The organism is Collimonas sp. NPDC087041, assembly GCF_044745265.1.
Taxonomy (GTDB): Bacteria; Pseudomonadota; Gammaproteobacteria; order Burkholderiales; family Burkholderiaceae_D; genus Collimonas.
The window spans coordinates 82,627-97,131 of the sequence record NZ_JBIUZX010000008.1 but is presented as its reverse complement, the minus strand read 5'-3'; the positions used below and the strand labels follow the sequence as shown (position 1 = coordinate 97,131).

Annotated in this window: 14 protein-coding genes; 4 read left to right on the top strand and 10 right to left on the bottom strand. The window is 59.5% G+C overall.

Annotated elements, in window-relative coordinates; all coding sequences use genetic code 11:
- Positions 1-48: 48 nt before the first annotated feature.
- The 7 genes from holA to ACIPF8_RS15750 form a co-directional block, all read right to left on the bottom strand.
- Entirely contained in the window at positions 49-1,068 is a 1,020-nt protein-coding gene (gene holA, locus ACIPF8_RS15780) for a DNA polymerase III subunit delta (RefSeq protein ID WP_400422691.1), read from the bottom strand.
- Positions 1,069-1,079: 11 nt separating this feature from the next.
- Complete coding sequence (lptE, locus tag ACIPF8_RS15775) at positions 1,080-1,715, bottom strand: LPS assembly lipoprotein LptE (protein WP_400422689.1); 636 nt, start codon at positions 1,713-1,715, stop codon at positions 1,080-1,082.
- A 59-nt stretch (positions 1,716-1,774) separates the two neighbouring features.
- Positions 1,775-4,420 carry a leucine--tRNA ligase gene (gene leuS / locus ACIPF8_RS15770; protein WP_400422687.1) on the bottom strand — a complete coding sequence of 882 codons (2,646 nt, stop codon included), beginning with the start codon at positions 4,418-4,420 and terminating at the stop codon, positions 1,775-1,777.
- A gap of 425 nt (positions 4,421-4,845) precedes the next feature.
- The gene (locus ACIPF8_RS15765; protein ID WP_400422685.1) at positions 4,846-5,277 is read right to left on the bottom strand and encodes an ExbD/TolR family protein; all 432 of its coding nucleotides are present in this window, start codon (positions 5,275-5,277) and stop codon (positions 4,846-4,848) included.
- 41 nt (positions 5,278-5,318) lie between these two features.
- Positions 5,319-6,011 carry a MotA/TolQ/ExbB proton channel family protein gene (locus ACIPF8_RS15760; RefSeq protein WP_400422682.1) on the bottom strand — a complete coding sequence of 231 codons (693 nt, stop codon included), beginning with the start codon at positions 6,009-6,011 and terminating at the stop codon, positions 5,319-5,321.
- 128 nt (positions 6,012-6,139) lie between these two features.
- Positions 6,140-6,946, bottom strand: coding sequence for a 4-hydroxy-tetrahydrodipicolinate reductase (dapB, locus tag ACIPF8_RS15755; protein WP_400422679.1), 807 nt, complete (start codon positions 6,944-6,946; stop codon positions 6,140-6,142).
- A 112-nt stretch (positions 6,947-7,058) separates the two neighbouring features.
- Positions 7,059-7,649, bottom strand: a complete 591-nt coding sequence (locus ACIPF8_RS15750) for an outer membrane protein assembly factor BamE (RefSeq protein ID WP_061534559.1) — start codon at positions 7,647-7,649, stop codon at positions 7,059-7,061.
- Between the two features lie 74 nt (positions 7,650-7,723).
- On the opposite strand from ACIPF8_RS15750, the gene fur reads away from it, so the two are divergent.
- A complete protein-coding gene (gene fur / locus ACIPF8_RS15745) occupies positions 7,724-8,152 on the top strand; it encodes a ferric iron uptake transcriptional regulator (protein ID WP_400422676.1) in 429 nt (142 codons plus the stop codon).
- Between the two features lie 31 nt (positions 8,153-8,183).
- Here the strand turns inward: fur and ACIPF8_RS15740 are convergent, their stop codons facing one another.
- The 3 genes from ACIPF8_RS15740 to ACIPF8_RS15730 all read right to left on the bottom strand — a co-directional run bounded on the left by ACIPF8_RS15740 (position 8,184) and on the right by ACIPF8_RS15730 (position 10,431).
- Positions 8,184-8,546 carry a TfoX/Sxy family protein gene (locus ACIPF8_RS15740; RefSeq protein WP_400422673.1) on the bottom strand — a complete coding sequence of 121 codons (363 nt, stop codon included), beginning with the start codon at positions 8,544-8,546 and terminating at the stop codon, positions 8,184-8,186.
- A 22-nt stretch (positions 8,547-8,568) separates the two neighbouring features.
- The gene (gene hrcA, locus ACIPF8_RS15735; RefSeq protein ID WP_400422670.1) at positions 8,569-9,591 is read right to left on the bottom strand and encodes a heat-inducible transcriptional repressor HrcA; all 1,023 of its coding nucleotides are present in this window, start codon (positions 9,589-9,591) and stop codon (positions 8,569-8,571) included.
- A 105-nt stretch (positions 9,592-9,696) separates the two neighbouring features.
- Positions 9,697-10,431, bottom strand: a complete 735-nt coding sequence (locus ACIPF8_RS15730; RefSeq protein ID WP_400422668.1) for an HAD family hydrolase — start codon at positions 10,429-10,431, stop codon at positions 9,697-9,699.
- A 46-nt stretch (positions 10,432-10,477) separates the two neighbouring features.
- Between ACIPF8_RS15730 and ACIPF8_RS15725 the strand changes: the two genes are divergently transcribed.
- The 3 genes from ACIPF8_RS15725 to hemH all read left to right on the top strand — a co-directional run bounded on the left by ACIPF8_RS15725 (position 10,478) and on the right by hemH (position 14,493).
- Complete coding sequence (locus ACIPF8_RS15725; RefSeq protein ID WP_400422665.1) at positions 10,478-11,407, top strand: NAD kinase; 930 nt, start codon at positions 10,478-10,480, stop codon at positions 11,405-11,407.
- Between the two features lie 136 nt (positions 11,408-11,543).
- The gene (recN, locus tag ACIPF8_RS15720) at positions 11,544-13,214 is read left to right on the top strand and encodes a DNA repair protein RecN (RefSeq protein ID WP_400422663.1); all 1,671 of its coding nucleotides are present in this window, start codon (positions 11,544-11,546) and stop codon (positions 13,212-13,214) included.
- A gap of 172 nt (positions 13,215-13,386) precedes the next feature.
- Positions 13,387-14,493 (top strand): ferrochelatase, encoded by a 1,107-nt coding sequence (gene hemH, locus ACIPF8_RS15715; RefSeq protein ID WP_400422660.1) that lies wholly within the window; start codon positions 13,387-13,389, stop codon positions 14,491-14,493.
- Positions 14,494-14,505: the final 12 nt, after the last annotated feature.

Genomic DNA, 14,505 nt, shown 5'->3' with positions numbered 1-14,505 from the left:
TTACACGTGTTGTTCCGCCACCTGGCACCGGCCGCGATGCGCATTGAATCAGCGCGGTTGCGCAACTTTCAATCCCAGCTGCAGCAATGCATCCCATGCATCGCCGGAAAACGCCTTGGCGCGCAAGCCCTTGACCATCTTGTCGACCTGCGCCGCATCTTTCAAGGCCGCTTCCAGCGTCGCCACGCTCAGGCGCCGCAACGCCGGCTCCATCAGGCGCTCGCGCGGCCCCCAGATCCGGTACTCCTTCAGCAGCGCGGCAATCGGACGTCCCTGCGCAGCCGCCGATTTCAATTTCAGCAAGGTGCGGATTTCTTCCGAGACCGCCCACAGCACCAGCGGCAGCGCTTCGCCTTCGCCTTTCAGGCCGTCCATCATGCGCACCAGGCGCGTCGCATCGCCGACCAGCATGGCTTCGTTCAGCTTGAATACATCATAGCGCGCGACGTTCAGCACTGCATCGTGGCACTGCTCAAAGCTCAGTTTGCCGGGCGGATGCAGCAACGCCAGCTTCTGGATTTCCTGATGTGCTGCCAGCAGGTTGCCCTCGACCCGGTCGGCGATGAAATCCAATGACTGGCGGTCGGCGCTTTGTTGTTGTGCCGCCAGCCGCACACCGATCCAGTTCGGCAGATGGGCGCGCTCCACCAGCGGAATATCGATATACACCGCAGCCTGCTGCAGGCTGGCGACCCAGGCCGCCTTTTGCGTGGCCCAGTCGAGTTTGGGCAGGCTGATGATCGTGATGTTGTCGGGATTCAGCGTGGCCGCATAGTTTTGCAAGGCCTGGCCGCCATCCTTGCCGGGTTTGCCACTGGGAATCCGCAGCTCGACCAGCTTCTTGTCGCCGAACAGCGATTGCGACTGGTTGGCCGCCAGCAATTCGCCCCACTTGAAACTGCGGTCGACCACCAGCACATCGCGCTCGCTGCAACCGCTGGCGCGCGCACTCTTGCGTATCTTGTCGGATGCCTCCAACGCCAGCAGATGCTCGTCGCTGGTGATCACATACAAGGGCGCCAGGGTTTTCGCCAGATGGCCGTCGAGCGCGTCGAACCGCAGTTGCATTGCCGATCCCGTTACTTGACTGCCGGCGCTGCCGGCGCCGGTGTCGTTTGTTTGTCAACTGGCTGCTGCGTCGATGATGGCTCCGTTGGCGTCGACAATGGCTCTGCCTGTGTCGGCTGTGCCGTCTTGATCGCAGCCAGGCGGCGCAGGACCTGTTGCACCATGTCGGTTTGCATGTCGCGGTACAGCAGCACTTCTTCCGCCGCCTTCGACAATTCCTGCGACGAGTTGTAGCTGATGTCGCGCTTCAGCGTGATCAGCGTCGGTGCCAGCAGTTCTTTCTTGTCGGCGTCGATGACGCGGAAAGTCAGCTTGTAGTACAGCAAATATTCGCTGGCTTGGCCTGAGCTGTTGAGGATCAGAACGACTTTCTCGCGGGTTTCACCCAATACCTGCAGGGTTACCTCGGCACCTTTTTCCGTCGGTAGCACCGCCGTATTGCCGCTGGCCAGGATGTTGCGTCGCAATTCCACGCCGAGCGGCGAGTTCGCGCCGAAGGTCATGTAGATCGATTTGAATGGCAGGTTGGCCGAAGCACGCAGATGGAAGCCGCAGGCGGACAGTAGCGCTGCCGTGAGCAGCAGCAGTGGCCAGTGCAACCATGAACGGGGGGCGGCAAACATTCCGAGAGACATTCTATTCAGCATTCGGGCATTCCTTGTTTCAAGATTGAAGGCCGGACTGGCTAGTCCGGCCGCACCGCGGGTTAAGCGACGATATTGACCAGCTTGCCGGGCACTACGATGATTTTCTTCGGTGCGCCTTCGAGATACTTCTGTACGTTCTCGTTGGCCAACGCAGCCGCTTCGATGCTGGCCTTGTCGGCATCCTTGGCGACGGTGATGCTGCCGCGCAGCTTGCCGTTGATCTGGATCATCATTTCGATTTCGCTTTGCTCCAGCGCTTTGGCATCGACCTGCGGCCAATCGGCATCGAGCAGGTCGCCGTGCACCGCAGCGAAGCCGAGTTCCTGCCACAGCGCGTGGGTGATGTGCGGCGCCACCGGGTTGAGCACGCGCAGGAAGATCGAAAAGCCTTCAGTCAGCACCGCATTGCTGGCCGGCGACTGATCGAGCTTGGCGCCATCGAGCGTGTTGAGCATCTTCATGCAGGCCGAGACCACCGTGTTGTACTGGATCCGCTTCAAGTCGTGATCGGCTTGCTGCAGGATCTTGTGCATTTCCCGGCGCAAGGTCTTCTGGACATCGTTCAAGTTCGAAAAATCGGCGCTGACGGTTGGCGTGATGCTGTCCTTGCGTGCATGGCCGAACGACCACACTCGGCGCAGGAAGCGATTCGCGCCTTCGACGCCAGTGCCCGACCATTCCAGGGTTTGCTCTGGCGGCGAAGCGAACATGGTGAACAGGCGCGCGGTGTCGGCGCCGTACTGGTCGATCTGCGCTTGCGGGTCGATACCGTTGTTTTTCGACTTCGACATCTTTTCGGTGCCGCCGATTTCCACCGGCTGGCCGTCCGATTTCAGGATAGCCGTCAATGGCCGTCCCTTGTCGTCAAAGGTCAGTTCGACATCTTCCGGGTTGAACCAGGTCTTCTTGCCGCTGGCGTCTTCGCGGAAATAGGTTTCATTGAGCACCATGCCTTGCGTCAGCAGGTTGGTGAACGGCTCGTCGTATTTGACCAGGCCAAAGTCACGCATGACCTTGGTCCAGAAACGCGCATACAGCAAATGCAGAACGGCATGCTCGATGCCACCGATGTACTGGTCCATCGGCATCCAGTAATCGTTGCGCGAATCGACCATCGCTTCATTGTTGTTTGGCGAACAATAGCGCATGTAATACCAGGACGAATCGACGAAGGTATCCATCGTGTCGGTTTCACGGCGCGCCGGCTGGCCGCATTTCGGGCAGTCGACGTGCAGGAATTTCTCGTGCTTGTTGAGCGGGTTGCCGCTGCCGTCCGGCACGCAGTCTTCCGGCAGGATCACCGGCAGGTCTTTTTCTGGAACGGGTACGTCGCCGCAATCGCCGCAATGGATGATCGGGATCGGCGTGCCCCAGTAACGCTGGCGTGAAATGCCCCAGTCGCGCAGGCGATAGGTGATTTTCTTTTCGCCGAGACCGTGCGCCGCCAGGTCGGCAGCCACCGCATCAACGGCTTGCTGGTAGTTGAGGCCGTCGTATTTGCCGGAATCGACGCAGACGCCGTTTTCCTTGTCGCCATACCACTCGTGCCAGCTTTCGTCGGAATAGGTCTTGCCTTCGATAGCGATGACAGGGCGGATCGGCAGCACGTATTTCTGGGCGAAAGCAAAGTCGCGCTCATCGTGTGCCGGTACGCCCATCACGGCGCCGTCGCCGTAGGTGATCAGGACGTAGTTGCCGACCCATACTTCAATCTGTTGGCCGGTCAGCGGGTGCGACACGTACAGGCCGGTCGGCATGCCTTTCTTTTCCATCGTCGCCATATCGGCTTCGATGACACTGCCCAACTTGCATTCGGCGATGAACTGGGCCAGTTCCGGATTGCTCTTGGCGGCGAAAGTGGCCAGCGCGTGTTCTGGCGCTACCGCGCAGAAGGTGACGCCCTTGATGGTGTCGGCGCGGGTGGTGAAGACCCACAGCTTGCCATCCTGGATCAGTTGGCCGTTTTCTTCGATCTTGTGCGGAAACGCAAAGCGCACGCCGGTCGATTTGCCGATCCAGTTGGCCTGCATCAGGCGCACCCGTTCCGGCCAGCCTGGCAGCTTGGTTTCGACGTGATCCAGCAATTCTTCAGCGTAGTCGGTGATCTTGGCGTAGTACATCGGGATTTCGCGCTTTTCGATCAGCGCGCCCGAGCGCCAGCCGCGGCCGTCGACTACCTGCTCGTTGGCCAGCACGGTCTGGTCAATTGGATCCCAGTTCACGGTGCCGGTCTTCTTGTAGACGATGCCTTTTTCCAGCATCTTCAGGAACATCCACTGATTCCACTTGTAGTATTCCGGCGTGCAAGCCGTCATTTCGCGCGACCAGTCAATCGCCAGGCCCATCGCTTCCATCTGTTTCTTCATATGGGCGATGTTGGCATAGGTCCATTGCGCTGGCGGCACGTTATTGGCCATCGCGGCGTTTTCCGCCGGCATGCCGAACGCGTCCCAGCCCATTGGCATCAGCACGTTATAGCCATTCATCCGCAGGTAGCGGTACATCACGTCATTGATGGTGTAGTTGCGCACATGGCCCATGTGCAGCTTGCCCGAAGGGTAAGGCAGCATCGAGCAGGCGTAGAACTTCTTCTTCTCCTGGCCGTTCTTGTCCTTGGCATGTTCGACCGCCTTGTAGGCGTCTATCGCTTGCCAATGGTCTTGCGCTGATTTTTCGACTTCGGTTGGGCTGTATTTTTCTTGCATGACGGGATGAGGCTAAAAGGTGAATGTTATTCCGCTCGCTGTATCGGATGAACCAGGCGCCGGGCTGTTGGCAATAAGCCATGCACCGGCCGCGACGAACTCGCGAATCCTGATCGTTCCTGATGCGGAGCGGAATGGGAACTTGCCGGATCATTAAATAATAATCCTCGAACCGGTGATTATACTGGTTCGGCTGCCGCTTTAGCGTATAGGACTCGTGGAGTCGTGCGACAGGTTGGGAGAGGGCGGTTCAGGCGTCGTCGAATGTGGTCGCAAAAGCGGCCGGCGCGGCCTGGGCTATGCGTTCGGTCGATGCCACGCGCCTTCTTGCTTTCGGGCATTTGCGGGGCGGGATTTGTTGCAGATCGGCGACGGGCTTGGTGTCGGAAGAGAGTGCATAGCCGCCGTCCGCACGGCGCCAAGGATTACTTGGCCGCCGCGGTTTTACTTGGGACGGTAACGAAGCCGATCTTGGTCAGGCCGTTGTTTTGCGCCAGCGACATGACCTGCGCCAGGATTTCATAGCGGGTGTCTTTGTCTGCGCGCAACTGCAATTCCGGTTGCGGCTGGTGCTGGGCCGCTTCCACCAGGCGGTTTTCCAGGTCGGCTTCTTGCACCGGCTGGTCATTCCAGAACATTTTTCCGGCGCGGTCGATCGACAGCGATATCGTCTCCGGTTTTTCCGGTGCCGGCGCCGACTGCGCTGTAGGCAGGTCGACCTTGATCGCATGTGTAAAGAGCGGCGCGGTGATGATGAAGATCACCAGCAGCACCAGCATGACGTCAACCATCGGCGTGATGTTGATATCCGCCATTGGCGCCTGGTTCTGATTGTCGTTGAAACCGCCGAAAGCCATGGTTTGCTCCTCTTAGTCGCTACGTGCAGATGGGCAAATGGTTATTTGCCGACCCGGCTGCCGGTTGTCAGGTAAGCATGCAGGTCGTGCGCAAAGGCGTCGAGCTCGGCCAGCGTGATCCGATTGACCCGGGTGAAGGCGTTATACGCCAGCACCGCAGGAATCGCCACAACCAGACCGAGCGCCGTCATGATGAGCGCCTCGCCGACTGGACCGGCAACTTTATCGATCTGGATGGTGCCAGCGCTGGAAACCGCCTCCAGCGCATGATAAATGCCCCAGACCGTACCGAACAAGCCGACGAACGGCGCGGTCGAACCGACCGATGCCAGCAAGGTCAGGCCGCTTTCCAGGCGCGAAGAAACGCGGTTGATTTCGCGGCGCAGGGTGCGTGTAATCAACTCACCTGGATCAGACGCAGCGTTCAGCGATGCTGCCGCAGTGCCGGGTGCAGGCGGTTTGATGGCGGCGGCATCGGCGGCCTGGCTGGCCAATGGCGAATAGACATTTTCGGTATCGAAAGGCTTGATGCCGGCAATCGCTACTTCCAGCGTCGAGGCTTGCCAGAAATCGTCGAGCGCTGCGGCGCTGCGGCGGATGCGCCAGGAGCTCCAGGTTTTCGACAGGATATAAAACCAGCTGACCACCGACATCAGCACCAGCACGTAAGCCACCGAGTGAGAAACCGCGTCAGTTTGCGCCCAATATCGCGCCAGTCCGAGAGATTGATCCATGTCGTCGATCCGAGAAAAGTGTTTGTTGCAAAACCAGCATCACCGTGCTGCAAGCGACTCGCCGCCGCCTATCCGCACGCAGTTGGAGTCGTTGGAGTCAATTGTGCCGATTCAGGTTCATTTGCATTTCAACGCAGGCCCAGCACATCCTGCATGTCGAACAAGCCGCTGCTCTTGTCGCTCAGGAAACGTGCCGCGCGCAAGCTGCCATGGGCGTAAGTGACGCGGCTGGAAGACTTGTGCGTGATTTCAATGCGTTCGCCGATGCCGGCAAACAGGACGGTGTGATCGCCGACGATATCGCCGCCGCGGATGGCAGCAAAGCCGATCGATGACGGATCGCGCTCACCGGTGACGCCTTCGCGCGCGTAGACCGCGACATCGTCCAGCTTGCGGCCCTGTGCGTTAGCGATCACTTCACCCATCATCAATGCCGTGCCGGATGGGGCGTCGACCTTGTGGCGGTGATGCGCTTCAATGATTTCGATATCGTAGCCGTGCGAAAAACTCTTGGCGGCCAGTTCCAGCAGCTTCATCGTGACGTTGACGCCGACACTCATGTTGGGGGCAAACACAATCGCGGTCTTCTTGGCGGCAGCGGCAATCGCCGCCTTGCCGGCTTCGTCGAAACCGGTGGTGCCGATAACCATCTTGATGCCGTGGGCCGCGCAGTATTCGAGATGCTTCAGCGTTCCTTCCGGACGGGTGAAGTCGATCAGGTAGTCAGCGCCAGCCAGGCCTTTGGCCAGGTCGGATTCGATCAGGACGTTGGCGGGCTGGCCGAGAAATGCAGCGGCATCGGTGCCCAGTTCCGGCGCACCCGGTACGCCGAGCGCACCGGCCAGTACTGCATCGTCAGCGTTCTGGATGGCTTCCACCAGCATGCGCCCCATGCGCCCCGAAGCACCTGCAACGGCAATTTTCATCTGAGTCATTATTAAATCGACGATCTGTACGGTTGGTCTGTTAGCTTACAGCTTGATTGGGGACGGCCAGGCGCGCCGCATGGCGGCGTTGCCCGAATCCTGTCCCGCACATAAAAAACAATCAGTTTTTCGAAGGAGCGGGTGCTGCCGGCACTGACGGTGCAATTTCGACATTCTTCACGCTCTTCTTGGCTTCCGCGGCGCCGCCGGAAATCCGTGCCAGGTAGTCGGTTTCGGTCGGCAGGTTACCGCCTTCGATCCGGCTCAGCAGATTGCCGTTGAAGAAAGCGGTCACTTTGCTGGAAGTGACTTCGCCATTACCTTTTTGCAGGCGGAAAACATAATCCCAGCGATCCGCATGGAAAATATCCGTCAGCAGCGGCGTGCCCAGCGCAAAACGCACTTGCTCGCGGGTCATGCCTTCTTTAACTTGCGCCAGCATTTCTTTCGAGACAAAGTTTCCTTGCTGGATATCGATGCGATATGGGGAAAAAATGCCAAGGAAGCGACGATGCTTGACGGTCTGGACGCCACTGCCGTCGTCTGTGCTGACAACAGGTGCCGGTGCCAAGGCAGCGTCGGTATTGACTGGCGCTGCGGCGGGAGAGCCGTCGATCAAGGGGTTTTTCGAGGCGCAGCCGGCCAAAGCGGCCATCAAGACAACTGCAGCGGTCAAAGCGGAGGTACGGACAGGGGAGAGCAACATTCGCATAAGGATCTCAATTGATTGAGCAACTGTGCTAAAACGCTATATGATAAAGCAGATCATCCATTTGTGACCAAAACATGCCGAACAATCCATCCGAACTGAAAGCCAGCGGCCTCAAAGCCACGTTACCACGACTTAAAATCCTGGAAATTTTCCAGAATAGCGAGGTGCGTCACCTGAGCGCTGAAGACGTGTATAAAATTTTGCTGAGCGATAATCTCGATGTCGGTTTGGCAACTGTCTATCGCGTATTGACCCAATTTGAACAAGCCGGACTGTTGCAGCGCAACCACTTTGAAACCGGCAAGGCTGTGTTCGAGCTCAACGAAGGCTCGCATCACGACCATCTGGTTTGCCTGGACTGCGGCCTGGTCGAAGAGTTTTATGACGAGGAAATTGAAAAGCGCCAGAAAATCGTCGCCAAGGAACACGGTTTCGAAATTGCCGACCATGCGCTGGCCCTGTATGGCCATTGCCGCGATTGCCGCAAGAAAAAAGGTCAATAGTGCAAGGCTTAGCCCTTGATCTGACTGTTCCTCAGCGTTTGCGCGGCTTGGCTGCTGGCTTGGCATTCGCCTTGCGCAGCGCCGCCGCGTAGGCCAAGCGCGCCCACGGCAGCATCGCCGGCGGCGAATCCAGCGCCTCTTCAGGCGCTGACCAGTAACTCATCTCGATCTGCTTCCCTCTGCTTTCATAGACAAACGGCCTGCAACCGGCAGCGGCAAACTGCGGCCTGGTTGCGTCGTCGGTCTTGAGAAACAGATCGCCGTCGAACACGATGCCGATCATCACGCCGTCATGGTAGATACCGTAGCCGCCGAACATCCTGCGGGCGCTGATCGCGCCCAGAGGTGCGAGCAATTCATGGATGTAGTCGATGAGCGCGTCGTTGCGGGACATGTGCCGGTGCGGTTGACGCTGCTTAGCTGTGGCTCAGTGCGTTCGACAATAATTTCGCGGTGATATTGACGATCGGGATCACCCGTTCGTAAGCCATGCGGGTAGGCCCGATCACGCCCAGCGTGCCGACGATCTTGCCGTTGACTTCATACGGCGCCGTGACCACGCTCATTTCATCCATCGGCACCAGCTGCGATTCGCCGCCGATGAAAATCTGCACGCCGGTCGCCTTGCCGGAGATGTCGAGCAATTGCATCAGGCTGGTCTTTTGTTCAAACATGTCGAACAGCTTGCGCAGGGAATCCATGTTGGACGACAGATCGGTCACGCTGAGCAGGTTGCGCTCGCCGGAAATCACCACTTCGTCGCTGTTGTCGGTCATGGCGTCGCTGCCGGCTTCGACCGCAGCCTGCATCAGCCAGGTCATGTCGTCGCGCAGCTTGCGCAATTCGCTTTGCAGGCGCAGGCGAACGTCGTCGATGCTGAGGCCGCCGTAATGCTGGTTGATGTAATTGGCCGCCTGCACCAGTTTCGCCGGGCTGTAATCGACATCGGTCAGAAGCAAGCGGTTCTGGACATCGCCGTTGGGGCTGACGATCACCAGCAGGATGCGTTTTTCCGACAGCCGCAGGAATTCAATCTGCTGGAAAATCGATTCGCGCCGTGGCGTCAGCACCACGCCGGCAAAGTGCGACAGCGAAGACAGCACCTGCGCCGCGTTGGTAATGATTTTTTGCTGCGAATTCGGCTGCAGGCGCGCCTGCATTTTCGATTCCAGCGCGGTCTCGTCGATTGGCTCGACCGTCAGCAGGGTGTCGACAAACATGCGGTAGCCGCGCGGCGTCGGCACCCGTCCGGCGGAGGTGTGGGGACTGGCGACAAAGCCCATCTCTTCGAGATCGGCCATGATGTTGCGGATGGTCGCCGGCGATAGCTCGAGGCCTGAAATCTTGGACAAGGCGCGCGAGCCCACCGGCTGGCCGTCGGCGATATATCGTTCGACCAGGGCTTTGAGCAGGGTTTGGGCGCGGTTATCTAGTTGCATATCAGTATTTTAGTGTACCAGCGGGCAGTGTGGTGCTTCGGCAGCGATAGAACGCCAGAAGTTAGCTTGCCAGCGGCTTATGGATGCACTTATACACTGTTTTTGTTATCGGGCGTTTGTTTGTTCCAGCCACGCCTCCAGCTCGTGCAGGCTGGTAAAACTGGCCTGGGCCGTGATGCCATCCGGCAGCACCCGGTCGAAACGATTGATCCAGACCGCCTGCAACCCGGCTTGCTGGGCGCCGGCCACGTCCAGTAGCGGGTCGTCGCCGGCATACACGGTTTCTTCCGGCGCAACGTTCAAGGCCGTGCAGGCCGCGTGGAAAATCGCCGGATCGGGTTTGGCGCGGCCGAAGCGGTGGGCGGCGATCGAGGTCTGGAAATGCTGCGCCAGGCCGATCTTGCCGAGATCGGCGAAGCCGTTCGACACTGTACCCAACAGCACGCGGCTTTGCAGCCGGGCCAGCGCCGGTTGCACATCGGCGAACGGCGTTACCGCATGGCGCGCTTCGGAAAACACCTCCATCGCAGCATCCACTTTGCGCACATCTTCGCCGACGCCGGCAAACACCTCGGTCAAGACGGCATGGCGCAATTTCCACAAGTCGATCCGTAACGCCGGATTGGTCGCCGCCAGATCCATGCGGCGCTGGCGCAGGCTGTCGATGCTGGACTGCTGCGTGACGGCGGGGGCATTCTCGACTAGCCATTCAAACAATAATTGCTCGGCGCGCGCGATCACCGGGCCGATCGGCCAGAGCGTATCGTCGAGGTCGAACAGGACCGCCTTGATGGCAGGCGGCTTGCCGGGCAGAGTCGGTGAATTATTCGTGTGGGGCATGTGCGTATCCTTCATGGCAAGCCTAAATTATGGTCTAATCGCCAGCATGTGGCCTATAAAATTACCTTCTCAGCAGGATTTGTCCGACCCTTCGCCAAAAACCATTGCGATCGTCGGCAAGTATTTTGCCGTCGGCATCTCCGAATCGTTGACCGAAATCATCGATTTTTTGCAAAATCGCGGCCATATCGTCGTGCTTGAAGCGGAGACTGCGCAGAACGTCGACATGGCCGGTATCCCGGCGATGACGCCGGCGCAGATCGGCGAGCAGGCCGATGCCGCGATTATCGTCGGCGGCGACGGCACCATGCTCGGTATCGCCCGGCAGTTGGCGCCCTACGATGTACCGTTGATCGGCATCAACCAGGGCCGGCTCGGATTCATCACAGATATTTCGCTGGAGCGGATGTTGCCGGTGCTGGCCGATATGCTCGATGGCATGGTCGAATCGGAACGCCGCAGCCTGTTGCAGGGTGTGGTGATGCGCGAGGACCAGCAGATTTTCAGCGCGCTGGCGTTCAACGATGTGGTGGTGTCGCGCGGCGCCGCTTCCGGCATGGTGGAGCTGATGGTCGAGGTGGATGGCCGCTTCATGTACAACCAGCGCTCCGACGGCCTGATCGTGGCAACCCCGACCGGCTCCACTGCGTACGCGCTGTCGGCTGGCGGTCCGTTGTTGCATCCATCGCTGGGCGGCATGGTGCTGGTGCCGATTGCGCCGCATGCGTTGTCGAACCGGCCGATCGTGATTCCCGACAGCAGCGAGATCGTGATTGAAATCGTCAACGGCCGCGATATCAGTGTCAATTTTGACATGCAGTCGCTGGCCAGCCTGCAGCACGGCGACCGCATACTGGTGCGGCGCTCGGAACATACGATCACCTTCCTGCATCCGGCCGGCTGGAGCTATTACGACACCTTGCGACAAAAGTTGCATTGGAACGAGTATCCGTCGGCAGAGGGCAAGCTGAAGTAAACTATTGATGAGCGACACAATGGCAAATACGCCGTTGTTAAGCCAATGATGCATTTTGATGACGACGTCGCCTGCGGTCGGCGTCGTGTTTTATTCTGAATCCTCGCACCCACTTTTAAGCCATTTCCAGACTCCCATGCTGCGTACACTTTCCATCCGCGATTTTGTCATTGTCGATGCCATCGAGCTTGAGTTCGCCGCCGGCTTTACCGTTTTCACCGGCGAAACCGGCGCCGGCAAATCGATCCTGATCGATGCGCTGGCACTGGCGCTGGGCGGCCGCGGCGACGCCAGCGTGGTGCGCGAAGGCGCGGCCAAGGCTGATGTGATCGCCGAATTCGTGCTCGGCAACGGCGCTGCCGATGACGTCGACGCCTGGTTGCAGCACAATGAATTCAGCAGCGACGAAGGCGTGATCCTGATGCGCCGCGTGATCGACAATGCCGGCCGTTCCAAGGCGTTCATCAACGGCGTGGCGGCGACTGCCGGGCAGTTGCGCGAATTGGGTGAAATGCTGGTCGATATCCACGGCCAGCATGCGCACCAGTCGTTGTTGAAGAGCGATGCGCAACGATTGCTGCTGGATGGCCAAGCCGGCTTGCAGGATGACTTGCTGGCGGTGGCCGCCGCCTTCAAGAGCTGGCGTTCGCTGGCGCGCCAACGCGAGGAATTCGAAACCAACGCCAAGAACGTATTGCTGGAACGCGAGCGGCTCGAATGGCAAGTCGGCGAACTGGAAAAGCTGGCGGTCAAGCCTGGTGAATGGGATGAGATCACCAACGAGCACAGCCGCCTGTCGCATGCCGCCAGCCTGATCGAGGGCGCGCAGGAAGCGCTGAACGTGATTTCCGAAAACGACGCCAACGACACGCCGCCGATGCTGTCGCAGTTGTCGGCGCTGAATCAGAAAATCGGCAAGCTGGTCGATGTCGACAGCAGCCTCAAGCCAGTGCTGGAAGCGCTGGAGCCGGCGCGGATCCAGTTGCAGGAAGCGGTTTACGCGCTGAACGATTACCTGAGCCGGGTTGAACTCGATCCGGCGCGCCTGCATCAAGTGGAAGATCGGATGGAGGCGATTCATTCAGCCGGCCGCAAATTCCGCCTGGCGCCGGACGAACTGCCGCAGGAGCTGGAGACGCTGTCGGTGCAATTGCGGCAACTGGCCGATGCCAGCGATCTCGACGCCATGCGCGCGCAGGAAGAAAAATTGAAATCGGCCTATCTGGCGCTGGCGCAAAAGTTGTCGAAAGCGCGCGCCAAGGCGGCCAACGCGCTGGGTACGGCAGTGACCGCGGCGATGCAGGATTTGAGCATGAGCGGCGGCCGTTTTGCGGTTGCCCTGAATCCGTGCGAGCCGGCTAGTTATGGCGTCGAGCAAGTCGAATTCCTGGTTGCCGGCCACGCTGGCGTGGCGCCGCGGGCGCTGGCTAAAGTGGCGTCCGGCGGTGAGCTGGCGCGGATTGCGCTGGCGATTTCAGTGATCACATCGAGTTCTACCGCAACGCCTACCCTGATTTTCGATGAGGTCGACAGCGGCATCGGCGGCGGCGTCGCCGAGGTGGTCGGACGGCTGCTGAAACGGCTTGGCCAGGATCGCCAGGTGTTGTGCGTGACGCACTTGCCGCAGGTAGCCAGCCAGGCCAACCAGCACTTCCAGGTCAGCAAGCAAAGCCAGGGCAACAAAACGGTGTCGGCGATCGACGGCCTCGACGCCAAGAACCGGATCGAAGAAATCGCCCGCATGCTTGGCGGCTTGGAAATTACTGCGACGACGCGCAAGCATGCGCGCGAGCTGCTTGCACTGTAAGCCGGAGGGTGGGCAAGTTTTTTGCCCACGCGTTGCAACGATAAGTGGCGTGGTGCAACCAGAGAGCAGCCAGAGAAATTCCTAACGTGACGCGTGGGCACAGGCGCCCACCTTGCGTCGGCATTTAATATTATCGCGATATCCATCGCGTCCAACTTCCCGGAAATCCCACATGGCATTTCGTAAAGAACCGCAATTCACCCACGGCACGCTTGCCAAGACCGCAGTTGTGCTGGTTAACCTCGGCACACCCGATGCGCCAACCACCAAAGCGGTGCGCCGTTACCTGAAGCAGTTCCTGTCCGATCCGCGCGTGGTGGAAATCCCGCGGGCGATCTGGTGGGCGATCCTGCATGGCGTGATCCTGCCGTTCCGCTCCAGCAAGTCGGCGCATAAATATGCTTCGATCTGGACCAACGAAGGTTCGCCGCTCAAGGTCCATACCGACAAGCAGGCCACCTTGCTGCGCGGCTATCTCGGACAGCGCGGCCATCAGGTCAAGGTGGCGTATGCGATGCGCTACGGCAGCCCGTCGATCACTGAGGTCCTCGATCAGCTGAAAGTCGATGGCTGCGAGCGCATCCTTATCCTGCCGGCCTATCCGCAATATTCCGCGACCACCACAGCCTCGATCTACGACGCGGTATTTGCCCATTACGCGCAGGTGCGCAACGTGCCGGAATTGCGGCTGATCAAGCATTACCACGATCACGAGGAATACATCCAGGCCCTGAAAGAGTCGGTGCAGGCGCATTGGGCGATGCATGGCATGCCGGACCAGCTGGTCATGAGCTTCCACGGGGTGCCGAAGCGCACCTTGACGCTGGGCGATCCGTATCATTGCGAATGCCATAAGACGGCAAGGTTGCTGGCGCAGCAACTGGGGTTGGGGCCGGAGCAGTATCAGGTGACCTTCCAGTCGCGCTTCGGTAAAGCCGAATGGCTGCAACCCTATACCGCACCGACCTTGAAAAAAATGGCGAAGCAGGGCGTCAAGCGGGTCGATGTGATGTGCCCTGGATTCACCAGCGATTGCCTGGAAACCCTGGAAGAGATCGCCATGGAGGCCAAGCAGGACTTCCTCGGCGCCGGCGGCAAGGAATTTCATTTCATCCCCTGCCTGAATCAGTCCCAGCCCTGGATTTCGGCCATGGCCAGCCTGGTCGAGGAGCACATGATCGGTTGGCCGACGCATCTGACCGACGCCGAACGCACTGAACTGAAACAACAGGCCGACGCCTCGAAGCAGCGCGCCGAACGCCTGGGCGCTGCCCAGTAAGGGCTGCAGCGA

Coding starts and splice junctions, on each gene's coding strand:
- holA (WP_400422691.1), bottom strand. CDS start 1,068: ATGCAACTGCGGTTCGACGCGCTCGACGGCCATCTGGCGAAAACCCTG.
- lptE (WP_400422689.1), bottom strand. CDS start 1,715: ATGCTGAATAGAATGTCTCTCGGAATGTTTGCCGCCCCCCGTTCATGG.
- leuS (WP_400422687.1), bottom strand. CDS start 4,420: ATGCAAGAAAAATACAGCCCAACCGAAGTCGAAAAATCAGCGCAAGAC.
- ACIPF8_RS15765 (WP_400422685.1), bottom strand. CDS start 5,277: ATGGCTTTCGGCGGTTTCAACGACAATCAGAACCAGGCGCCAATGGCG.
- ACIPF8_RS15760 (WP_400422682.1), bottom strand. CDS start 6,011: ATGGATCAATCTCTCGGACTGGCGCGATATTGGGCGCAAACTGACGCG.
- dapB (WP_400422679.1), bottom strand. CDS start 6,946: ATGACTCAGATGAAAATTGCCGTTGCAGGTGCTTCGGGGCGCATGGGG.
- ACIPF8_RS15750 (WP_061534559.1), bottom strand. CDS start 7,649: ATGCGAATGTTGCTCTCCCCTGTCCGTACCTCCGCTTTGACCGCTGCA.
- fur (WP_400422676.1), top strand. CDS start 7,724: ATGCCGAACAATCCATCCGAACTGAAAGCCAGCGGCCTCAAAGCCACG.
- ACIPF8_RS15740 (WP_400422673.1), bottom strand. CDS start 8,546: ATGTCCCGCAACGACGCGCTCATCGACTACATCCATGAATTGCTCGCA.
- hrcA (WP_400422670.1), bottom strand. CDS start 9,591: ATGCAACTAGATAACCGCGCCCAAACCCTGCTCAAAGCCCTGGTCGAA.
- ACIPF8_RS15730 (WP_400422668.1), bottom strand. CDS start 10,431: ATGCCCCACACGAATAATTCACCGACTCTGCCCGGCAAGCCGCCTGCC.
- ACIPF8_RS15725 (WP_400422665.1), top strand. CDS start 10,478: ATGTGGCCTATAAAATTACCTTCTCAGCAGGATTTGTCCGACCCTTCG.
- recN (WP_400422663.1), top strand. CDS start 11,544: ATGCTGCGTACACTTTCCATCCGCGATTTTGTCATTGTCGATGCCATC.
- hemH (WP_400422660.1), top strand. CDS start 13,387: ATGGCATTTCGTAAAGAACCGCAATTCACCCACGGCACGCTTGCCAAG.